21 protein-coding genes are annotated in these 21470 nt (G+C 69.8%); 10 read left to right on the top strand and 11 right to left on the bottom strand.

Annotated elements, in window-relative coordinates; translation table 11 throughout:
- Positions 1 to 23: 23 nt before the first annotated feature.
- A complete protein-coding gene (locus ACQEU1_RS31400) occupies positions 24 to 1232 on the bottom strand; it encodes an RNA-guided endonuclease InsQ/TnpB family protein (RefSeq protein ID WP_433209517.1) in 1209 nt (402 codons plus the stop codon).
- 113 nt (positions 1233 to 1345) lie between these two features.
- On the opposite strand from ACQEU1_RS31400, the gene ACQEU1_RS31395 reads away from it, so the two are divergent.
- Positions 1346 to 1873 carry an NUDIX hydrolase gene (locus ACQEU1_RS31395; RefSeq protein WP_433209514.1) on the top strand — a complete coding sequence of 176 codons (528 nt, stop codon included), beginning with the start codon at positions 1346 to 1348 and terminating at the stop codon, positions 1871 to 1873.
- Here ACQEU1_RS31395 and ACQEU1_RS31390 read toward each other — a convergent pair.
- Together ACQEU1_RS31390 and ACQEU1_RS31385 are read right to left on the bottom strand one after the other, a co-directional pair.
- Positions 1870 to 2751, bottom strand: a complete 882-nt coding sequence (locus ACQEU1_RS31390) for a DNA-3-methyladenine glycosylase family protein (RefSeq protein WP_433209511.1) — start codon at positions 2749 to 2751, stop codon at positions 1870 to 1872. The genes ACQEU1_RS31395 and ACQEU1_RS31390 overlap by 4 nt on opposite strands.
- Complete coding sequence (locus tag ACQEU1_RS31385; protein ID WP_433209508.1) at positions 2744 to 3811, bottom strand: sugar phosphate nucleotidyltransferase; 1068 nt, start codon at positions 3809 to 3811, stop codon at positions 2744 to 2746. Before ACQEU1_RS31385 ends, ACQEU1_RS31390 begins: the two co-directional genes overlap by 8 nt.
- A 101-nt stretch (positions 3812 to 3912) precedes the next feature.
- On the opposite strand from ACQEU1_RS31385, the gene ACQEU1_RS31380 reads away from it, so the two are divergent.
- A complete protein-coding gene (locus ACQEU1_RS31380; RefSeq protein ID WP_433209505.1) occupies positions 3913 to 4317 on the top strand; it encodes a hypothetical protein in 405 nt (134 codons plus the stop codon).
- Between the two features lie 706 nt (positions 4318 to 5023).
- Here ACQEU1_RS31380 and ACQEU1_RS31375 read toward each other — a convergent pair.
- From ACQEU1_RS31375 to ACQEU1_RS31365, 3 genes are all read right to left on the bottom strand, one after another.
- Positions 5024 to 5872, bottom strand: coding sequence for a glycosyltransferase family 2 protein (locus ACQEU1_RS31375; RefSeq protein WP_433209502.1), 849 nt, complete (start codon positions 5870 to 5872; stop codon positions 5024 to 5026).
- 25 nt (positions 5873 to 5897) lie between these two features.
- The gene (locus ACQEU1_RS31370) at positions 5898 to 7025 is read right to left on the bottom strand and encodes a glycosyltransferase family 4 protein (RefSeq protein WP_433211892.1); all 1128 of its coding nucleotides are present in this window, start codon (positions 7023 to 7025) and stop codon (positions 5898 to 5900) included.
- A gap of 80 nt (positions 7026 to 7105) precedes the next feature.
- Positions 7106 to 8077: a glycosyltransferase family 4 protein gene (locus ACQEU1_RS31365; RefSeq protein WP_433209499.1), complete on the bottom strand. Its 972-nt coding sequence runs from the start codon at positions 8075 to 8077 to the stop codon at positions 7106 to 7108.
- Positions 8078 to 8097: 20 nt separating this feature from the next.
- Between ACQEU1_RS31365 and ACQEU1_RS31360 the strand changes: the two genes are divergently transcribed.
- The 5 genes from ACQEU1_RS31360 to ACQEU1_RS31340 are packed head-to-tail and all read left to right on the top strand — an operon-like array spanning position 8098 to position 13673.
- A complete protein-coding gene (locus tag ACQEU1_RS31360; protein ID WP_433209496.1) occupies positions 8098 to 9000 on the top strand; it encodes a glycosyltransferase family 2 protein in 903 nt (300 codons plus the stop codon).
- Positions 9000 to 9542, top strand: a complete 543-nt coding sequence (locus ACQEU1_RS31355; RefSeq protein WP_433209493.1) for a hypothetical protein — start codon at positions 9000 to 9002, stop codon at positions 9540 to 9542. The genes ACQEU1_RS31360 and ACQEU1_RS31355 overlap by 1 nt, the downstream gene beginning before the upstream one ends.
- Complete coding sequence (locus ACQEU1_RS31350; RefSeq protein WP_433209490.1) at positions 9539 to 10090, top strand: hypothetical protein; 552 nt, start codon at positions 9539 to 9541, stop codon at positions 10088 to 10090. The genes ACQEU1_RS31355 and ACQEU1_RS31350 overlap by 4 nt, the downstream gene beginning before the upstream one ends.
- A gap of 3 nt (positions 10091 to 10093) precedes the next feature.
- Positions 10094 to 12586, top strand: a complete 2493-nt coding sequence (locus ACQEU1_RS31345; RefSeq protein WP_433209487.1) for a glycosyltransferase — start codon at positions 10094 to 10096, stop codon at positions 12584 to 12586.
- Positions 12579 to 13673, top strand: coding sequence for a glycosyltransferase family 4 protein (locus ACQEU1_RS31340; RefSeq protein ID WP_433209484.1), 1095 nt, complete (start codon positions 12579 to 12581; stop codon positions 13671 to 13673). Before ACQEU1_RS31345 ends, ACQEU1_RS31340 begins: the two co-directional genes overlap by 8 nt.
- Before the next feature lie 231 nt (positions 13674 to 13904).
- Here the strand turns inward: ACQEU1_RS31340 and rfbD are convergent, their stop codons facing one another.
- A complete protein-coding gene (rfbD, locus tag ACQEU1_RS31335) occupies positions 13905 to 14753 on the bottom strand; it encodes a dTDP-4-dehydrorhamnose reductase (RefSeq protein WP_433209481.1) in 849 nt (282 codons plus the stop codon).
- Between the two features lie 6 nt (positions 14754 to 14759).
- Positions 14760 to 15746: a dTDP-glucose 4,6-dehydratase gene (gene rfbB, locus ACQEU1_RS31330; protein ID WP_433209478.1), complete on the bottom strand. Its 987-nt coding sequence runs from the start codon at positions 15744 to 15746 to the stop codon at positions 14760 to 14762.
- Between the two features lie 126 nt (positions 15747 to 15872).
- Between rfbB and ACQEU1_RS31325 the strand changes: the two genes are divergently transcribed.
- From ACQEU1_RS31325 to ACQEU1_RS31315, 3 genes are all read left to right on the top strand, one after another.
- Complete coding sequence (locus ACQEU1_RS31325; RefSeq protein WP_433209475.1) at positions 15873 to 17408, top strand: LCP family protein; 1536 nt, start codon at positions 15873 to 15875, stop codon at positions 17406 to 17408.
- 67 nt (positions 17409 to 17475) lie between these two features.
- Positions 17476 to 18681: an LCP family protein gene (locus ACQEU1_RS31320; protein ID WP_433209472.1), complete on the top strand. Its 1206-nt coding sequence runs from the start codon at positions 17476 to 17478 to the stop codon at positions 18679 to 18681.
- A 10-nt stretch (positions 18682 to 18691) separates the two neighbouring features.
- A complete protein-coding gene (locus ACQEU1_RS31315; protein WP_433209469.1) occupies positions 18692 to 19375 on the top strand; it encodes a TIGR03089 family protein in 684 nt (227 codons plus the stop codon).
- Here the strand turns inward: ACQEU1_RS31315 and ACQEU1_RS31310 are convergent.
- From ACQEU1_RS31310 to ACQEU1_RS31300, 3 genes are all read right to left on the bottom strand, one after another.
- Positions 19356 to 19772, bottom strand: a complete 417-nt coding sequence (locus ACQEU1_RS31310; RefSeq protein ID WP_433209466.1) for a DoxX family protein — start codon at positions 19770 to 19772, stop codon at positions 19356 to 19358. The two genes, ACQEU1_RS31315 and ACQEU1_RS31310, sit on opposite strands and share 20 nt — an antisense overlap.
- A 121-nt stretch (positions 19773 to 19893) precedes the next feature.
- On the bottom strand, positions 19894 to 20655 hold the full coding sequence (locus ACQEU1_RS31305) for an META domain-containing protein (protein WP_433209463.1): 762 nt from the start codon (positions 20653 to 20655) through the stop codon (positions 19894 to 19896).
- A gap of 8 nt (positions 20656 to 20663) precedes the next feature.
- Complete coding sequence (locus tag ACQEU1_RS31300; protein WP_433209460.1) at positions 20664 to 21428, bottom strand: META domain-containing protein; 765 nt, start codon at positions 21426 to 21428, stop codon at positions 20664 to 20666.
- Positions 21429 to 21470 lie beyond the last annotated feature (42 nt).

Below are 21470 nucleotides of genomic sequence, written 5' to 3'. Positions count from 1 at the left end.
CACCTGCTTGTGGCAGGTAGCGCTTACGCGCTGCACCTCGCGGTACGGGTTTCCTGTTTCATCGCCGATCGCGGAAGGGAGGACCCTTGCCGTCTGACACCAGCTCCGCAGGCATCGCCCGAGTCGCCTCGGGCTACGGCTCGACCAGCCGCAAGAATGTTCTTCGCCGCGTTGAAGTCTCGATCATGTCGAGCACGGCACTCCGGGCACGACCAGTGCCGGGTGGAGAGGGACAGCTTCGCAAGCACATGACCGCAGTCAGAGCAGGTCTTGGTGGACGGGTACCAGCGGTCGATCACCACGAGCTCACGACCGGCACGTGCGCACTTGTACTCGAGCTGCCTGCGGAACTCACCCCAGCCGGCGTCGGAGATCGCGCCCGCCAAACGGCGATTGCGGAGCATGCCCGCGACGTTGAGGTCTTCAATCGCGATCAGCTGAGCGGAACGCACCAGCTTGGTCGTGACACGGTGCAGAAAGTCCGAACGGGCGTTGCGAACCTTGCGGTGGGCACGAGCAACCTTGGCCCTGGCTTTGCGACGGTTGTTGCTGTCTCGTCGGCACCGCGCCATCCGACGTTGGTAGCGGACGAGGTTGCGAGCCTTGCGCGCCAAGTGCCGGGGATTGGCAACCCGTTCACCATCGCTGGTGACCATGAACTCGATCAGTCCGAGGTCCACCCCCACACCGTCGACGCCGCCCACGGACGGCGTTGGCAAAGCAGCGTCCACGGCGAACGTCACGTACCAGCGACCATCCGGATCACGAGAGATCACCACCATCGTGGGGTCGAGCCCGGAGAGGTCGATGTCTCGAAAGGACCAGGCGAAGCGCAGCGGTGCAGCGGTCTTGGCCAGCGTCAAGACACCATCGCGAATACGGAACGCCGAACGTGTGTAGTGCGCGCTCTGCCGGCCGGTACGGGACTTGAACCTCGGGTAGCGAGCGCGCCCGCCGAAGAAGTTCTGGAACGCCCTGTGCTGATGGCGCAGCGTCTGCTGCAGCGGCACGCACGAAACCTCCGAAAGAAACGCCAGTTCCTCGGTCCGTTTCCACTGAGTCAGCGCAGCGTCGGTCTCCCGGTACGACGTGCGAACGCCTTCAAGGCGGTGGCGAAGGTTGCGCGCTCCCAAGGTTTTGTTCCACACCAGACGCACACACCCGAACGTGCGGTGCAACGCTGCCGCCTGCTCGGGAGTCGGGTAGGCCCGACACTTGTACGCCGTTCGCATGCGAATGAACGTATCGTGAAGAACTCAGCGCGAAAGTCGCCTTCTTCGCAAATCGGATCAAACAGGCCTGATCATTCCCAGTCTGAGCGCTGGGCCTTCCAGCGGAGACATTGATGACACTGCACGCCGACGCCGTCTCGACGCTGAGCCGGTTCTCGGGCCAGGACGCGTTGAAGGAGGCCTACCTGGGCTTCCTGGCGGCCCGTGAGGACGCCTGCCTGCGTTCCTGCGAACCCGGCCACATCACCGCCTCGGCGCTGGTGCTGGACGCCACCGCGGAGCACGCGTTGCTGACGCTGCACCCGCGCGTGGGCCGGTGGCTGCAGCTCGGCGGCCACTGCGAGCCGGAGGACGCCACGCTGGCGGACGCCGCGTTGCGCGAGGCCACCGAGGAGTCCGGCATGCGCGGGCTGCGGATCGAGCCGACGCCGATCCACCTCGACGTGCACCCGATCACGTGCTCGCTGGGCAAGCCGACGCGGCACTTCGACGTGCGGTTCCTTGTGCGGGCGCCTGTCGGCGCGCAGCCGGTGCGGTCGGCGGAGTCGGTCGACCTGCAGTGGTGGCCGCTGGAGCAGTTGCCGGACAACGTGGACGACCTGCACCCGTTGATCGAGAGCGCCCTGTCCCGGCTGGGCTAGAACCTGCGGTAGTCGCGCGGCGAGAACCTCGGGGCTCGCCGCGGCCTGCGCAGGCCCGCCGACTCCAGGTACATGACGGCGCGGTGGCGTTGCGGCTGGTACGGCGCCAGCAGTTCCATCATCGCGTCGTCGTCGCCGGGCGTGCCGGTCAACGCCCACGTGACGTTCTTGGCGACGTGGTAGTCGCCGACGCTCACCGCGTCCGGGTCGCCCCACGACCGTTGCGCGACCTCGGCGGACGTCCACACGCCGATGCCGGGGATCTTCTCGAGCAGCTCACGGCTGCGCATCTCGGCGGCTTTCTCCAGCCGGTGCGCGACCTGGGCGGCGTTGATCAGCGTTCGTCTGCGCGCGCCGTCGAGGCCGCACTGGTGCCACTCCCAGTCCTGGAGGGCCAGCAACCGTTGCGGGGTCGGCGGAACCGTCAGCGGCCTCGGGCCGGGAGCGCTCTCACCGAACCTGCGGCCGAGTTCGCGCCACGTCCGGAACGCTTCCATCCCGGTGACCTTCTGCTCCAGGATCGACGCGAACAGCAGGTCCCAGACGCGGTTCGCCGTGCCGAGCCGGAGGCCGGGGCGTTGTCTGCGCGACTCCGCGATGATCGGGTGGTGGGCGACGAACTCGTCCACCGGGTCGTCCGCGCCGAGCAGGGCGGGCAGGCCGTCGAGCAGCCACGGCCCGCCCTCACCCCACGCCTCCGCCTGCACCTCACCGTTCGTCCTGGTGATGTGCAGGGTGCCGGAACCGCACGGCGTGTTCGCCGCGAACCAGACGCCGCCTTCCGTTGAGAAGGACGGGTCGCCGCGTCCGCGGCGCAACCTGCCGAGCACCGCGCCCAGGTCGAGTGGGAACGGTGGAGTCCAGGCTCTGCTAGGCATCCGTGGAGAAGCGCACGCCGGCTTCGGGCAGTACCACGCCCGGCCAGACCCGCGCCCCGCCGATCAGCTCGCACCGCGCACCGATCACCGCGGAGTCGCCGACCACGGCGTCCCGCAGCACCGCACCGGCCTGCACGAGCGCACCGGCGCCCACGATCGAACGTTCGACCACGGCGTTCTCACCCACAACAGCGCCGTCGAACAGAATCGCGCCATCGAGCACAGCGCCGTCCGCGACCGTGCAGTTCGCACCGACCGTGGACCCGCCCTTGAGCGTTGCTCCTTCGTGGACGGACGAACCGTCCAGCACCAGGTAGTCGCCAGGCTGTGCAACCGCGGCAGACGGCGCGACGCCGCGCACGAGGTCCGCGGACCCCTGCACGAACGCCTCCGGCTTGCCGAGGTCGAGCCAGTACGTGGCGTCCACGTGGCCCTGCAACCGCCTGCCTTCGGAGAGCAGCCCGGGGAACGTCTCGCGCTCCACCGACACCGGCCGTCCGGCGGGAATCGCGTCGATCACCTCGCGCCGGAACACGTAGCAGCCGGCGTTGATCTGGTCCGTCGGCGGGTTCTCCGTCTTCTCGAGGAACGCCTGGACGCGCCCCTCGTCGTCCGTCGGCACGCACCCGAACGCGCGCGGGTCCGCCACCTTCACCAGGTGCAGCGTCACGTCCGCCTCGTGCTTGCGGTGCGTGTCCACGATCCCCGTCAGGTCGACCCCCGACAGGATGTCGCCGTTGAACACCATCACGTCGGGCTCACGCAGCTTGTCCGCCACGTTGCGAATCGCGCCCGCCGTGTCCAGCGGCACCTCTTCCACCACGTACTCGAGCTCGAGCCCGAGCCTCGATCCGTCCCCGAAGTACTCCTCGAACACCTCGGCCTTGTAACTGGTACCCAGCACCACGTGGGTGATGCCGGCCTCCTTGATCCGCGAGAGCAGGTGCGTCAAAAATGGCACCCCCGCGGTCGGGAGCATGGGCTTGGGAGCAGACAGGGTCAGCGGGCGAAGGCGGGTGCCCTTGCCCCCGACCAGCACCACAGCTTCGACGCCGTGCACCTTTTTCCTCCTCCGCGTTACAGCGAGCCGTTCGACGGAATACTCTGACACGAAGCAGATCGTCAGATGGGATCTGGTCCCGGCAAGGAGCTAAATCCGACATGGACCCACGCGACCGGGCCGACGCCATGCTCGCCCGCGCCCGTGCACGTGGGCGGAACATCGTGACGCCGGACAACATGACGTCTCCGATGGACTCCTCTGACACGCAGCAGATCCCGAGAACGCTGGTCAACGCGGTGGACCCGCGCCGAGACCCCGACTCGACCATGATCCTCGCGCCGGCCCAGATGGGCATGCAGCAACGCCCAGGCTCCCCGCCGATGCCGACCCAGCCGATGCCCGCGCAGGCGCCGCCGAAGCAGCCGGGGCCGCAGGGACCGGGAAGCGGCCCGGCCGATGACGCGGAGATCACTCAGGTCGTGCAACCAGGACTGATTCCGACCGTGTCGAACCACCAGCAGAAGCGGAACACGCTGTCGCAGAGGTTGAGCGGCGACATGTGAGGCGGGCCCGCGCGGGATGCCGGGCAGGTGGGACGCGGGCAGGTGGGACGCGGGTGGGCAGGACGCCGGGCAGGCGAGACTCGGCAGGCAGGATGCGGCCGGGCAGGACGCCAAGCAGGCCGGTACGGGACGCGCGCAGGCTGACGCAGGGGTCCCCTTGGGTTTGGAGTCCCCCGCGACCCAACGTACCGATGAGGTCTGACAGTTCTGGGCTGACAGTTGTGGGGTCGGCAGCGCTGGAGTCGGCAGCGCTGGAGGAGGAGTTACGTCAGCGGGCGGGCGGCCCCTGGACCAACCCGCGAGGCCGAAGGCGAGCCCGACCGAGCGCGCACACCGAGCACGCCCAACCGCATTGCGAAGCCGAAGGCGAGCCGCCTTTCCCATGCGCGGCCGGGTGGGGTGGCTTCGTCACGAGTCGTGCCACAGCACTTGCTGCATCAGAGGAGGGGTGTCAAACCGCCACGCTCTTCGGCGGTTTGACACCCCTCCTCTGATGTGGCCCGCTCCTGGCTCGACTCGTGACGAAGCCACCCCACCACCGCAACCAACCTACGAAACAGCAAGCCGCCCAACACAAACAGGCGTGCCATCAACCCGCGAACGGCGCCGGCCCCGGCTTTTGATCAGATTGGCGGGGTCCGGGGCAGCGCCCCGCGCATGAAACAGGAACCCGCCCACACCAACGCACCCACCAACACAACCAACGTCACCGACGCGTGAGCAGCTTCACCCGCAACGCCAACCCAGCCTTCAGCACGAGCCGGAACGGCGCCCACAACACCCCGGCATGCCGATCAGCCAGGTACCGGTAAGCACTCCGGTGATGCTCCCGCAGCATCCGATCAGAAGACCGAGCAGTCGAGTGCCCCCCGATGTGCGTGACCTCGGCATCCGGCACGTAGACGTTCAACCACCCGGCCGCACCAACACGTTCCCCGAGATCGACGTCCTCGAAGTACATGAAGTACTTCTCGTCGAACCCGCGAACCGAGTCGAAAGCCTCACGCCGCATCAAGAAGCAGGACCCGGACAACCATCCGGCAGTCCGCTCGACGGGCTCCTTCTCCTGCCGGTAAGCCCGCGTCCAGGGGTTCGCTTTCCACACCGACCCGAACACGGCGTGCCCGACCCCGCGCCCGATGGACGGCAACAGCCGCGCGGACGGGTAGACCTCGCCGGAAGGTTCGCGGATCAACGGGCCGAACATCCCGCCGCGCGGCCACCGGGCTGCGGCGGCGATCAGCGCGTCGACGGAGCCGGGGGCGAACTCGATGTCGGGGTTGGAGATCAGCACCCACCCGACGTCGGAACCGAGAGCGGCGACTCCGCGGTTGGCTCCGCCGCCGTAGCCGAGGTTGCCGCCGGTCGGCAGGAACGTCACGTTCGGCCGGGAAGCGGCCAGCTCCTCTGGTACGCCGTCGGTGGAGCCGTTGTCGGCGAGGATCACCTGCACCGGACGGGAGGTGGCCTTCTCCAGGGTGTCCACGAAGGGGGCCAGCGTCTCGCCCGGCGAGTACGTGACCGTCACGACACCAAGTCCATCGCCGTAGTTCACGCGCGCCACCCTAGCGTCGCCTCGGTCAGCGCCGGCGACGCACCGTCGCGGCCCGCTCGTAGGCCTCGCGGTGCCGGTCCGCGCTGACGGCCCAGGAGAAGTCCTTGGCGCGTTGCTGGCCGGAGTTCGCCAGGGAGGCTCGGCGGGCCGGGTCGTCCAGGAGGTCGGCGATCGCGGCCGCGATGTCGCCCGCGCCGACGCCGCAGTACGCCACGGCCTCGCCGCCCACCTCCGGCAGCGACAACCTTCGCGTCGTCAGCACGCAGGCTCCGCAGGCCATCGCCTCCAGGACCGGGAGGCCGAAGCCCTCGCCCAAAGACGGGTAGGCGACCAGTTCGGCGCCGCCGAGGAAGCCCGCCAGCTGTTCGAACGGCAGGTAGCCGGCGCGGATCACGCGGATGCGGTGCGGCACGGCGTCGAGGGCGCGTTCGACCTGGCTGTCCCAGCCCGGCTGGCCCGCCAGGACCAGCGCCGGCGGTTCGGCGCGGCCGACCATGGCCTGGGCGAAGCCGCGGATCAGGGCCGGGACGTTCTTGCGGGGTTCGAGGGCGCCCAGGAACGCGACGTACGGGGTGTCGCCCAACGACAACGCGCGGCGCACCGCCAGGACCTCGTCCGGTGATGGCGGGTGGAAGCGTTCGGTGTCCACGCCGTGCTGGGCGATGTGCAGGGCGGTGCGGTCGGCGCCTGCCACGCGGGCCAGCTCGTCCGCGGTCGCCTGCGACGGGACCACGCAGAGGTCGGCGCGGCGCAACGAGGCTCGGGTCCAGGCGCGGAAGAAGCGGGCCTTCACCGACGAGTGCAGCACCGGGTCGGTGAAGAACGTGGCGTCGTGCAACGTGACGACGGACGCGGCCTTCGCGGCCAGCGGCAGGGTGTAGTGCGGCGAGTGCACGACGTCGACGCCGAGCGTGCGGACCAGGCGCGGCAACGTGGTCTGCTCCCAAGCGAGGCGAGCCGTCCTGGTGGCCACGGCGTCAGCGGCGCGGATCACGCGGGCGTTGGGCGCGATCTTCGTGAACAGGTCCTCGTCGCGCGGCTGGCAGACGACGGAGAGCTTGGCCCCGTCGGCGTCCAGGGCCGCGACGAGCGAATCCACGTAACGGCCTACGCCACCACGGTCTGCGGGGATCGCGGTGGCGTCGATCAGCACGCTGGGTTCGACGGTGGGCACGGTCAGCTAGCGTAATGTCATTTGCGAATGCGTCTGACGGGAATGCGCTAATCCGGTAGTCAAGCGTGTGCTCTCCAAACACTCAGCGCGGTCTTTTCCCAGGTGAACTCACTCGCGCGGGTGATACCGGCCTCGATCGTGTGACGAGGATCAGCCAACACCGCCCGCAGACCTTCCGTCAACGACGCGAGGTCCCCTCTTCGCACGACCGTCCCCGCGCCGCCGGCGACCTCCACCAGGGCCGGATCGTCGGAGTGCACAACGGGAACACCGGCGGCCATCGCCTCCAGCACGGGCAGGCCGAAGCCCTCGGCGAGGCTGGGCGCGGCGAGGCAGACCGCCCCGGCCAGCACCGATGCGAGCCTGGCGTCCGAGACCCTGCCCAGCAACGTCACGTGCGGCGCGCGCAGATCCACGCCACCCCACCCCTGCGGACCGACCACGACCAACGGCACGCGCAGCCTTTCGCACGCGCGCGCCAACATTTCGAAACCTTTGCGCGGCTCCACAGTTCCGACAGCGAGCACATATCCGGCGGGCAGGTCGTCAGCGGGCGAACCGACCAGGCGAGTCACACCATTGGGCACGACCACGACCGGCACCTCGACCCGCACGCACGAAGCCAGTTGAGACGCAACGGCTTCCGTCGGCACGACGAGCGCACGGGCCTCCCGCGCCGCCCGCGCGATCACCTTGCGGTGCCACGCGACCCCGCGCGGCGTCAACGTCTCCGGATGCGTCCACGGCACCACGTCGTGCACCGTGACGACGGCCCCCGGCAACGGCGCGAGCGGCGTCGGGGCGTGCACGTGCGGGCCGAGCCGCGGCGGGAGGCCGCGCTCCCACAACGCCACCAGCGCCCGCCGCGGCACCCGCAGCACGCGGTCGGCGTTCGCCGTGGCCGCGGTCGTCACGGACCAGCCGCCCGGGGTGTTCTCCCGCAACGCCCTCAGGAGCTCGGCGGTGTAGCGGCCGGTACCGCCGGGGACCGGTGCGTTGAGTTGCTCGGTCAGCACTACTAGCTCGGGCACGTCGCGTACCGTCTCACGCCGTGTCGGCAGTCAGCACCGTGGTGGTCGTGACGTGGCGCGGCCGTGACCACATCACGGCGTGCCTGGACGCCCTCAAAGCCCAGAAGAGTCCACACAGGACGATCATCGTGGACAACGCGTCCGACGACGGCACGGCCGAGCTGATCAGCGGGCACGAGGTCGTCCGGCTCCCCCGCAACCTCGGTTACGCGGGCGGGCTCGCCGCCGTGCTGGACCGGGTCGAGACGCCGTACGTCGCGTGGCTCAACGACGACGCGGCCCCGGACCCGTCGTGGCTCGCCGAGCTTGAGAGCGCTCTCGACGGCGAACCCGAAGCGGCGGCCGCCACCTCGTCGATCCTGCTCACCGACGGCTCGACGCAGTCCGTCGGCGTCGCGCTGACCTCCGACGGCCACGGCAAGGACGTCGTGCTGGCCGGCCGCGAGGTGTTCGGGTTCTGCGGCGGCGCGGCCCTGCTCAGGACCGGCGTGCTGAAGGCAGTGGGCGGCGTCCCGGCGAGCTTCTTCTGCTACTACGAGGACACCGACACGGCCTGGCGGCTGCGCCTCGCCGGGCACCGGGTGATCTCGGTGGGGCCGGCGCGGGTGCGGCACCGGCACGGCGCCAGCACGCGGCCGGGTTCGGCGCTGTTCCACCGCTGGAACGAACGCAACCGCCTGCTGATGCTGCTGCGCTGCGCACCGGCGGCGGTCGCCTTCACCCAGCTCGCGAGGTTCGTCGCGATCACGGCGGTGCTGCCGCTGCGCAAGGACGTGCCGGACGCCGCGAACTTCCGGTTCGGGTTGCGCGCGCGGGTGCTGGGAGAGGTGCTGCTGAGACTGCCGGCGACGCTGGTGCAGCGGCTGCGGATCAGGACCACGATCTCGCGCGGGCAGGTCTGGCAGGACTGGGCAGGCCGCTGATGATCGCCGCCGCACCGGAGACGGACCGCCCCGCGTGGCTGTTGACGTTCGGCGGACTGGCGGCGCTCGCGCTCGGCATCGGCATCTCCGTCACGCTCACCTACGGCCTGGTGTTCGTGGCCCTGCTCGGCGGCCTCGCCTACGCCCTGGGCGTCAGCGGCCTGTCCCAGCGCAAGTGGGTCGCGCTGCCCGCGTTCGTGCTCGGCCTCGTCGCCCCGTTCGTGCTGCTGCACGGCGTGCACAGCGTGCTGATGCAACGCACCGGATATGAAGAGCAGTGCACGGTCACGTCGAAGGACGAGCACCCGTTCGCCAAGTACCCCGGCGTCGACTACGTGCTGGCCTGCCCCAGCGGCGAGATCGAGCTCGACCGCGACTGGAACGACCGGCTCGAGACCGACGAGGCCCAGGTCGTGGTCGGTGCGCCGCTGCTGCCGCTGTGGGCGGACGACGGCCGGTGGAACCTCCTGCCGGTCACAGGCGTCCCCGGAGCGATGATTCTCCTCGTTCCGGTCGCCCGGCTCTTCAGGAAGCAGCCGTGAGGCGGCCAGCAGCACTCATCGTGATCGGGCTCGGCGCCGTGGCGGCCGCGGTCGTCCTCGGCGCGGTCGTGCCGGAGCGGTACGACCTGCTGGTGCTCGTGCCGTGCCTCCTGCTGTCGCTCGCGTTCGCGTGGGGCATCGGCAAGCTCGGCCCGACGTGGCTGGTGCTGCCCGCGTTCATGGTCGTGATCCCCGGCACGGCGGTGCTGCTCGGCGACGGTCACCGGGCGTTGATGGACGCGCTCGGCACGCCTCAGACGTGCGTGATCACCAGCGTCGAGGACGTGCCGGGGCCGGACAACCCCGCCTACGCGCACCACGTCACCTGCCCCGACGGCGCCGCGCTGAGCATCGTCGTGCGGGGTGAGCCGGCGAAGAAGGTGGCGCCCGGTCCGGCCACCGTCCTGCGGCACCCGGTGATGCGGCCGCTGCTCGCCGACCGCAACGACTGGTCGGCCGAGTGGGTCTTCGGGGTGCCCGCGGCTGTCGTCTTGCTCCTGATCTGTGCAACCACACTGCGGGCGCGCAGAGTGATGAGGCAGGCTTAGCGCGTGGATCGAGCCTCACTGCCCCTCGTGTCCGTCATCGTCGTCAACTACCGCGGCGCGGAGGACACGATCACCTGCGTACGCGGGCTGGCGGAGGTCGACCACCCCGCCGACCTGCTCGAAGTCATCGTCGTCGACAACGAGGCGCACGACACCGCACGGCTCAAGGCCGCGCTGCCGGGCGTCAAGGTCGTCACGTCCGAGCGGAACCTCGGTTTCGCGGGCGGCTGCAACCTCGGCGTCGACCACGCCACGGGCGGGGTGCTCGCGTTCCTCAACAACGACGCGCGCGCCGACCGGAACTGGATCAAGGCCGCCATCAGGGTCTTCCACGCCGAACCGGCGGTGGGCGCGGTCGCGAGCAAGGTCCTCGACTGGGACGGCGAGAAGATCGACTTCGTCGACGGCGGGCTGACCTGGTTCGGCATGGGCTACAAGCGGCACGCGGGCCAGGACGACGACGGCAGCCACGACGGCCCGAAGGACGTGCTGTTCGGCACCGGGTCCGCGCTGTTCGTCCGCACGGAGCTCTACAAGCAGCTCGGCGGGTTCGACGAGCGGTTCTTCATGTTCTACGAGGACGTCGACCTCGGCTGGCGGCTCAACCTGCGCGGCTGGCGGGTCCGCTACGAACCGGCGTCGCTCACGTTCCACCGCCACCACGCGTCGATGAGCTCGATCGACCACAGCCGCGAGCTGTACCTGCTGGAACGCAACGCGCTCATGTCGTTGTACAAGAACTTCTCCGACGAGACGCTGGCGAAGGTGCTGCCGGCCGCGCTGGCGCTGTGCGTGCGCCGCGCGACGGCCCGCGGTGAGATCGATCCCACGCAGCTGGAGATCACCCGCCGCCCCGCCGATCCGGCCGACGACCAGGCGCCGGTCGGGGTGCCGCGCCAGGCGCTCGCCGGGTTCCTCGCGATCGACCAGTTCGTCGAGGCCATGCCGTCGCTGCAGAAGTCGCGCAAGATCGAGCAGGCCGCGCGCCGGATGTCGGACACCGACATCGTTCCGTTGATGCGCAAGGCCTTGGAACCGGCCTATCCCCTGCCGCGCTACCTCGCGGCGCACGACATCCTGGTCGACGTGCTGGGCCTGGACGACGTGTTCGGCAAGCCGCGCAAGATCCTCGTGATCACCGGCGACGCGATCTCCGACCGGATGGCCGGACCGGCGATCCGCGCCTGGCACATGGCCGACGTGCTGTCCGGCGAGCACCAGGTCCGCCTGGTCACCACGAACCCGCTGTGCGCGCCGCCCGACGCCCCGTTCGGCGTCGAACGCGCCCGGCCGAAGGAACTGCCGCCGCACGTCGCGTGGGCGGACGTGATCGTGTTGCAGGGCCACGCGCTGGAAATGGTCGCCGAGCTGAAGAAGGCGTCCTCCACCAAGATCGTGGTCTGCGACATGTACGACCCGATGCACCTGGAGCTGCTGGAACAGGGCAAGGACGACACGGACGACAAGCGCGCGCTGGACCTGGAGACCGTCACCAAGGTCCTGAACACGCAGCTCGAACGCGGCGACTTCTTCCTGTGCGCGTCGGAACGGCAGCGGCACTTCTGGCTCGGCCACCTGGCCGCGCTGGGCCGGTTGACGCCGGCGTTGTACGACAACGACCCCACGACCCAGTCGTTGCTCGGGATCGTCCCCTTCGGACTGTCCGGCAAACCGCCGCAGCGCACCGGCCCCGCGATCAAGGGCGTGGTGCCGGGTGTGACGGACGCGGACAAGGTCGTGATCTGGGCGGGTGGCGTCTACAGCTGGTTCGACCCGCTGTCGCTGATCGAGGCCATGGACCACCTGCGCAGGCGGCGGCCGTCCGCGAAGCTGTACTTCCTCGGCATGAAGCACCCGAACCCCGAGGTCCCGGACATGGACATCGCCGGCCAGACGCGGGCGCTGTCCGCGCAGTTGGGGCTGACCGGCGAGCACGTGTTCTTCAACGACGGGTGGGTGCCCTACCACGAGCGGCAGAACTGGCTGCTCGACGCGAACTGCGGTGTCACCACGCACTACGAGCACGTGGAGACCACGTTCGCGTTCCGCACGCGGGTGCTCGACTACCTGTGGGCGGGGCTGCCGATCGTCACCACGTCCGGCGACTCGTTCGCGGACCTGGTGCTGCGGGAAGGTTTGGGCGTCGTCGTGCCACCGGAGGACCCGGAGGCGCTCGCCGGCGCACTGGAGAAGGTGCTCTACGACGAGGAGTTCGCGGCCGCGTGCCGTGAGCGCATCGCCGTCGTACGCGAACGGTTCACCTGGGAGACGGCACTCGCGCCGCTGGCCGAGTTCTGCCGCAACCCCAGGCCCGCCGCGGACCGTCTGCCCGGCTCGGCCCCCATGGTGCGCACACCAGGGCTGACCAGGTCGGACAAGGTGAAGCGGGACCTGCTGCTGGTGCGCGAGTACCTGGACGCGGGCGGCCCGACCGAGTTGGCCAAGCGGGCGACGGGGCGTCTGCGCAAGATCGCGCGTGGTGGCAAGCATGGCTAGATCCCCCAAGAAACCCCTCTCCGTGCTGCTCGACGGCACACCCCTGCTCGGACATCGCACCGGCATCGGCCGCTACACGGCGGCTCTGGCGGAAGAACTGGCCTCCATGCCGGAGGAGGTCGACGTGCGCGCCGTGGCGTTCACGTTGCGCGGCTGGCGCGCGTTGCGGACGGTGTTGCCGCACGACGTGACGGCCCGCGGCCTGCCAGTGGCGGCACGGGCGTTGCGGCAGATGTGGCTGCGCGCCCCGTTCCCGCCGGTGGAGATGCTGGCCGGGTTCTCCGACGTCATGCACGGCACGAACTTCGTGCTGCCGCCCGCCGTGCGGGCCGGCCGGGTCGTCACGATCCACGACCTGGCGTTCCTGGACGCGCCCGGCGACCTGCCGCCGTCCGACCGCCGGCTGCCGGAGCTCGTCCGCCTGTCGGCCGCGCGCGCGGACGTGATCTGCACGCCGACCGCGGCCGTCGCGTCCGTGGTGGCGGACCGGTTCTCGGTGCCGCTGGAGAAGATCGTCGTGACGCCGCTGGGCGTCGACCCCGCCTGGTTCGCGTCCCGGCCGCCCTCCGCCACGTTGCGCGGACGGCTCGGGCTGCCGTCGGAGTACCTGCTGTTCGTCGGCGCGGACGGGCCCCGCAAGGGGTTGGAGTACCTGGTCAAGGCCCACGCCTCCGACCCGTCGCTGCCGCCGCTGGTGATCGTCGGACCCGGTCGGTCCGGTGTGGACGGTCGCGTGCTGCGGACCGGGTACCTGCCGGACGTGCACCTGCGGTCGGTCGTCGCGGGCGCCACGGCGCTGGTGCTGCCGTCGCGGGACGAGGGCTTCGGGCTGCCGGTGCTGGAAGCGCTGGCGTGCAACGTTCCCGTGGTCTGTTCGGACGTACCCGCGTTGCGCGAGGTGGCGGGCGGGCACGCACTGCACGTGCCGGTCGGCGACGTCGAGGCGCTCGCCGACGGGCTGGCCCGGGCCGTGGCGGCACCCGCGACCCCGGAAGCGCAGAGCGAACGGCGGGCGCACGCGTCCGGGTTCACCTGGCGGCGATGCGCCGAGAAGACGGTCGAGGCGTACCAGCGGAGCAGGGCCTGACGTTGGGGGGCGTCAGGAAGACCTGACGCCCCAACGACTTCACCGAGAGTGCGGCCTCGGCGAGCGCTTGTCGAGCTGGCTCATCGAAACCTGCCGCGAGCCCGTGACAACGGCGACGCAGGTGAGGAAGCGCCGCCGATCGGATTCTTCTGTCGCGGGGCGCGGATGTGTGCGCCCGGAATCGAACATGCCGAAAAGGGTCCCGCACTCGGCACGGGCGTGCCAGACCGGTCACCCCAATGGCGCAGCACCAGCACGGGGAGCTACCACGCCCGCCTGGAACGCCTCCGAAAGGGCGCTTCGCCAGTGCGGCAAAGGGCGCAGTCCCGCTGCTGCCCACGCCGCACCCGACAGCACCGAGTAGGCGGGTCGCGGAGCCGGTCGGGGGAAGTCCGCGGTGGTGCAGGGCATCACCCGTGACGGGTCGGCGCCCAGCTCCTCGAAGATGGCCTGCGCGAAGCCGAACCACGTCGTCTCGCCGCCGCCGGTCGCGTGCAGCAAGCGCTGAGCCGGCAGCACCGAGGCCAGTTCGAGCAGTCCGGCGGCGAGGTCGCGCGACCACGTGGGGGCGCCGCGTTGATCGTCCACAACGGACAGCGACGGCCGCGAGGACTCCAGCGACGCCATGGTCTTCACGAAGTTCGAGCCGCCCACGCCGTAGACCCACGACGTGCGCACGACGTAACCGCCCGACTCCAGCACGCGACGTTCGCCTTCGAGCTTCGTGCGCCCGTAGGCGGACTTCGGGCCCACCGGGTCGGACGGCTCGTACGGGCGGTCGCCGTCGCCGGAGAAGACGTAGTCCGTCGAGACCTGGACCAGCGGGATGCCCAGCGACGCGCACGCCTCCGCGAGCAGGCCGGGACCGACGGCGTTGACCGCGAACGCGCGGTCCTCGTCGGTCTCGGCCGCGTCGACGGCGGTGTAGGCGGCGCAGTTGATCACCGCGGTGGCGCCGGCCAGGTCCGCGGCCGTCACCTTCGTCACGTCCAGCTCGGCGGACGACAGCGCGCGGACGCCGGAGGACAGCTCAGCGAGGTCGTGACCGAGCTGGCCACGACCACCGGGAACGAGGATCACGGACGATCAGCCCTTCGCCAGCGCCGCGCGCTCCTTGAGCGGCTCCCACCACGCGCGGTTCTCGCGGTACCACTCGACCGTGTCCGCGAGACCGGCGGTGAAGTCGACCTGCGGCGCGTAGCCCAGCTCGGAGGCGATCTTGGAGATGTCGACCGAGTAGCGGCGGTCATGGCCCTTGCGGTCCTGCACCGGCTCGACGGCCGACCAGTCACGACCCGTCGCGACCAGCAGCTTCTCGGTCAGCTCGCGGTTGGTGAGCTCGGTGCCGCCGCCGATGTTGTAGATCTCGCCCGCCCGGCCGCCCTCGGCGACGAGCGCGATGCCCCGGCAGTGGTCCGCGACGTGCAGCCAGTCGCGGACGTTGAGGCCGTCACCGTAGAGAGGCACGTTCCTGCCGTCGATCAAATTGGTGACGAAGAGCGGAATCACCTTTTCGGGGAACTGATACGGCCCGTAATTGTTCGAACACCGTGTGATGCTCACGTGCAGACCGTGCGTGCGGTGGAACGCGCGCGCGAGGAGATCCGAGGAGGCCTTCGAGGCCGAGTACGGCGAGTTCGGTTCGAGGACGTGCGTCTCGGTCCAGGAACCGGTCTCGATCGAGCCGTAGACCTCGTCCGTCGACACGTGCACGAACCGGCCCACGCCCGCGTTCAGGGCGCCCTGGAGCAGCGTCTGCGTGCCGAGGACGTTCGTGAGGACGAACTCCGCGGATCCGGTGATCGACCTGTCCACGTGCGACTCGGCCGCGAAGTGCACGACCACGTCGACGCCGCGCATCTGCTCCGCGACCAGCGCGGCGTCGCAGATGTCGCCCTGGACGAACTCGAACTTGCCCGCCACCGGCGCGAGATTGGTCTCGCTGCCCGCGTAGGTGAGCTTGTCGAGCACCACCACTTCGGCACCGGCGAACCCCGGGTAGGACCCGCTCACCAACTCCCGCACGTAGTGCGAGCCGATGAACCCGGCCCCACCTGTCACCAGTACGCGCATGCCAATTCCTCCCGTGGTGTTCCCCGACAGCAGTCTGTCACTTCCCTAATCGCTGCAACCCACAGCAATGTCACGTCGTGTGACTTATAAACGTCTAAACTCGGTGTGGTGGGGGAGGAAACGGCTGTGGAAGGCAGAACTCTGCCGGTCAGGGTGGTGGCCACCCGACCGTCCGCGGCTTTCCGCGCATTCCTCCTGGCCGGGAAGACGATCGTGGCGGTCGTCTCGGTCGCTGTGCTTCTCGTCACGTCGTACGGCTGGACCAAGCTGCGCAACGCGAACGACGGCATCGTCAAGACCGACGTCATCTCCGACGAGGTGACCGTCCAGGGCCCCAAGCCGCTCGACGGCGCGGTGGACATCCTGCTGGTCGGCATGGACAGCCGCACCGACGCGCAGGGCAACCCGCTGTCGGAGGAGGTGCTCGCCATGCTCAACGGCGGCATCGCCGACGGCGAGCAGAACACCGACACCATGATCCTCGTGCACATCCCGGTCGACGGGACGCGCGCGGTCGCGATCTCGTTCCCCCGCGACTCCTACGTCGAGATGGCGGACGGGTTCGGCAAGCACAAGCTCAACTCGGCGTTCGCCCGCCAGCGCAACACCGTCGACCAGAAGCTGCGCTCCGAGGGCGTCACGGACGAGAAGCGGATCCGTGACGAATCGATGGCGGCCGGCCGCAAGACGTTGATCAAGACCATCGAGGGCATGTCCGGCGGCACCGTGCGCATCGACCGGTACGCCGAGGTCAACCTCGCGAGCTTCTACGAGGTCACGAAAGCCATCGGCGGCGTCGAGGTCTGCCTCAAGGAGTCGACGTCCGACCGCGACTCCGGCGCGAACTTCCAGGCCGGCCCGCAGACGATCGAGGGCGCGGGCGCGCTGTCGTTCGTGCGGCAGCGCAAGAACCTCCCCGGCGGCGACCTCGACCGGATCGTGCGCCAGCAGGTGTTCATCGGCGCGCTCGCGAAGAAGGTGCTGTCGACCGGCACGCTGACCGACCCGGCCAAGCTCAACGGCCTGGTCGAGGCGGTGCAGAAGTCGGTGATCCTCAGCTCCGGCTGGGACATCACGACGTTCGCCGAGCAGATGCAGGGCCTGGTGGGCGGCAACTTCGAGTTCAAGACGATCCCGGTGGGCGACCCGACGGACACCTACAGCGACGGCAACGTGCTGCCGGTGAACCCCGCCGAGGTGCGGCAGTTCATCACGTCGCTGGCGGCCGACAGGCCGTCGACGAGCAACTCCGCCCCGGTGACCACGACGACCCTGCCCGCGCCGCCGAACTCGGCGATCACCGTCGCGGTCTACAACGCGGCCGGCGTCCAGGGCCTCGCGTCGCAGGTGATGAACACGTTGGCCGCCAAGGGTTTCCAGCGCGGCGCGGTGGCCTCGGCGCAGAACAGCGACACCACCGTCGTGAAGTACGCGACCGGCGAGGAGGGCTCCGCGCGCAAGGTCGCGGCGGAGCTCGGCCAGAACGTGCAGGTCGAGGAGGACGCGTCCGTCCGAAAGGGACAGGTGCAGGTCTTCGTCGGCGGTGACTACCAGGCGCCGGACGACAGCGACGTCGACGTCCAGGGCGTTCCCGGCACCTCGACGGCCGCGAGCTCCAGCACCCCTCCGATCACGGCCGGCGGGCTCGTCTGCGTCAACTGAAACCCGGCGTAACGCTCTGACGATAGTTACGCTGAGCGGGTCAGAAACAGCAACAGGGGGCCGGACGTTGAGCACTGCCGCACGCGCGAAGAAGACCGCACGGGTGCTGGGCCGTACGGTCGTCGCGCTGGTGGCCGTGACAACGTTGGCGTTCTCCGGCTACTTCTGGACCGCGCTGCGGCTGGTGCAGCAGAACACCAACACCACGCAGATCCTCCAGGTGCTGGAGGACATCCCGAACTCGCCGCCCGTGGACGACGGCGCGATCGACATCCTGCTGGTGGGCAGCGACAGCCGGACGGACGCCCAGGGCCGCCCGCTTCCCGCGGACGTGTTGCGCAAGCTGCGCACCGAGGGCACCGACACGGTGAACACGGACACGATCATCGTGATGCGCGTGCCCCGCAACGGAGGCAAGGCGAGCGCGATCTCGATTCCCCGCGACACGTACCTGCCGATCGCCGGCTACCGCGACGACAAGATCAACGCTGCCTACGGCGCGGTGAAGTACCTGACCGCGGAACGGCTGCAGGCTGAGGGCGTGAGCGACCAGGCCGAGCGCGAACGGCGGTCCGACGAGGCGGGCCGCAAGGCACTCGTCCAGGCCGTGCAGGACCTCACGGGCATGCGCGTCGACCACTACGCGGAGATCAACCTCTACGGCTTCTACCTGCTGACCGAGGTCATCGGTGGCGTGCAGGTGTGCCTGAAGGCCGGTACGTCGGACCCGAACTCCGGCGCGAACTTCCGCGCGGGGCCGCAGACGATCTCGGGCGGTGACGCGCTGTCGTTCGTGCGGCAGCGGAACATGCCCGGTGGTGACCTGGGTCGCATCACGCGGCAGCAGGTGTTCATGTCGCAGGCGATGAAGCAGCTGCTGTCCGCAGGCACGTTCACCGACCCCGGCAAGATGAGCGGCCTGCTGGACGCCGTGTCGAAGTCCGTTGTGGTGGACCAGAAGCTCGACCTGGCGACGCTGGCGGCGCAGGCGCAGGGCCTCGCGTCGGGCAACGTGGAGTTCGCCACGATCCCGGTGACGAGCATCGACGCCCGCAACGAGCGCGGGCAGAGCATCGTGACGGTGGACCGCGAGGCCGTGAAGGCGTGGGTGGCGCAGCAGATCGGCGAGACCGCGACGCCCACGCCGCCTTCCTCGTCGTCGGTGGTGTCCTCGACCCCGGCCGCGCCGTCGCGGTTCGGTCCTGAAAAGCTGCTCTCGCTGGACGGCGCGCACGCCGTCGAGGCCCGTCAGGATGTGCCCTGCGTCGACTAGGAGTCACCGCGTGAGCGTCACCGAGATCCTCTTCACGCCGTTGCTCAAGGCCGATCCCGGCCGTCCGCTGATCACGCACTACGACGACGCGGCGGACACGCGGATCGAGCTGTCGCGGGCGACGGTGAAGAACTGGGCCGCGAAGACGGCGAACTGGCTGCGCGACGAGCACGACGTCGAGCCGGGTGACGCGGTGGCGGTCCTGCTGCCCGCGCACTGGGCGACCGTCGGCGTGCTGCTCGGCGCCTGGTGGGCCGGTGCCCGCGTGGTCGGGGCCGACGTTCCGGCGAAGGTGGCGATCGTGCCGCCCGGTGGCACGGCGGACGCGGACGTCGTGGCCGTGGCGTCGCTGCACCCGCTGGGCCTGGGTTCGGGCGCGCCGGTCGACTACAACGACGACGTGCGCGTGCACGGCGACGACTTCCTGCCGTGGGAACCGGTTCCTGGTGACGCACCCGCTCTGGGCGAGTCCACTGTGGACGAGGTGGTCGCGGCCGCTCGTGCGGCGGGCGAGAAGCTGGGCTCCGAACCGCGCTTGCTGTCCACTCTGGAGTGGGACTCCGCAACCGCTGTGCTGGAAGGGTTTCTGGCCGTGCTCGCGGCCGGTGGCTCACTCGTGCAGGTGAGCAGTCCCGACGCGGGCCGGACGGCCGCGCGCCGGGACAGCGAGAAGATCACGCAGCAGCTGGGTTGAGCATCTTGTTGTTCTTGAACAGCACGCGGTCCAGCGAGTAGGCACCACCGTTGAAGCCGAGCGCCAGGGCGGCCGCGCCGAGCACGATCACGAGCTCCGCGCCGCCCTCGCCGGTCAGGCCGTTCGGCAGGTGCACGAGCAGCCACGCGCCGAGCATGTCGGCCGCGAGCAGGATGCCCACGGCGGGCAGCGCCACGCCGGCGATCAGCGCGAGGCCACCGGCGAGCTCGACGACCGCGGCGAACCAGGCGGACAGCGTCGGCAGCGGCACGCCCATCTTGTCGAAAGACCCGGCGGTGCCGGCCATGCCCCACTCGGTGAACTTCTGCCAGCCGTGCGCGACGAAGACGATGCCGACGGCGATGCGCCCGATGAGTGCGGCGATGTCCTTGACCATGTTGTTTGCTCCCCGATCCTGTTCAGCCATAGGTCGTTCAACCTCGAACCAAAAGTAGTGCAGGTTTGAACGACCTCATGATTTCGACAGGAAGCCAACAGCGAGTCCTTAGGTTCGCAGGTCACTTCCGCAGCTGAACGCCCGAGTCCGCGGCGTTGCTCAGGGTGAGCGTGGAGCGGTTGATCTCGTAGGTGACCGAACCGGTCTCGAACGCCGTGTTCACGGCGGCCTCGACCGCGTCCACCGCGCCGCACGACCTGAGGGTCTGGGGCCCGAGCCGCGCCTTGATCGTCTTGCCCTCCAGCACGTAGGGCACGGCGTTGCCGTTGCGGTTGCAGCCGCTGTCCACGGCGACAGTGCCGTCCTTGAAGGTGACGGTCACCTTCGCGCCTTCGGGCACGGGCGAAGCGCCGTCCAGCCGCAGGAGGGCGTCAACGGTCCAGGTGCCCTCCAGCGTGGCGGGCTGCTCGGGTTTGAGCACGATCTCCGCGTTCGAGCCGGTGACCACGAGGTTCTCGCCGTCGAGCCGCCAGGACGGCTGGGCGGTGAGCAGCTTCGACAGCCAGGCGTCCTGCTCCCCCGTACCGGGCTCGGGACAGGCCATGTCGGTGACGCTGAGACCGTCGACCGCGAGCTTGCCTCCGTCCGTGCTCACCTGGCCGCCCATGTGGTTGCAGCCGGCGTCGGCGAGCAGCCTGCCGTCGTCGGTGAACCTCAGCTCGATCCTCGTGCCCTCGACCAGGGCGCGCGGCTTGCCCTGGTCGGTGACCGAGGTTGACGTGAAATCCTTGCCCCGCAGGGTGTTTCCTGCTCCCCCGGACTGCTGGGCGCCGCATCCGGCGACGAGCAAGGTGAGGACGACGACCGTTGCGCGGAGTCCCATGGCCTGCCCTACTTCTTGAGCGTCACGCCGGCACCCGACGCGCCGGTCAGGGTGAGCGTGGAGCGGTTGATCGCGTACGTGGTCTCGCTACCCGTGAACGCGTCGAGCACGGCCTGCTCGACCTCGCCCTCGGGGCCGCATCCCTTCTTGGTGACGGGGCCGAGCTCCGCCTTGATCTTCTTGCCGTCCAGCTCGTACGGGTGCGGGGTGCCGTTCAGGTTGCAGCCCGTGTCGACCGCGATGGTGCCGTCCTTGAACGTGATCGTCGCCTTGGCGCCCGCCGGAACGGACGACACGGAGTCCTTCGCGACGATGCCGTCGACGGTCCAGGCGCCCTCCAGGGTGGCGGGCTTCTCGGTCGCCAGCACGATCTCCGCGTCGCTGCCGGTGATGACGAGATCGGTGCCGTCGAGCTTCCACGCGGGCTTGGCGGTGAGGAGCTTCGACAGCCACGTGTCCTGTTCGTGCAGCTCGGGTTTGGGGCAGCCCATCGCCGTCATGCCGAGGTCGGCGACGGAGATCCTGCCGTCGTCGAGCGTCACCGGGCCCTGCATCTGGTTGCAGCCCGCACTGGCGAGGAGCCGGTCGTCGTCGGTGAATCTGAGCTCGATGCTCGTGCCCTCGACCAGGGCGCGCGGCTTGCCCTGCTCCTGCACGGACGACGAGACGTAGACCTGGCCGCGCAGGTTCGCGCCCTGGCTGCTGTCCGGCGCGCCGGAGCAGGCGGCCGTGGCGGTGAGGAGCAGGACGGCGAGTACGGCTCGGGTGCTCATGTGGCTAGGACGGAGGGTGGCGGGCGATTGGTTGCCCGAAGG

Origin of the sequence: Lentzea sp. CA-135723, from assembly GCF_050936595.1 — a bacterium.
Classification (GTDB): domain Bacteria; phylum Actinomycetota; class Actinomycetes; order Mycobacteriales; family Pseudonocardiaceae; genus Lentzea.
Note: the sequence above shows the minus strand (reverse complement) of the source record. Positions and strands in the feature narration are given on the sequence as shown.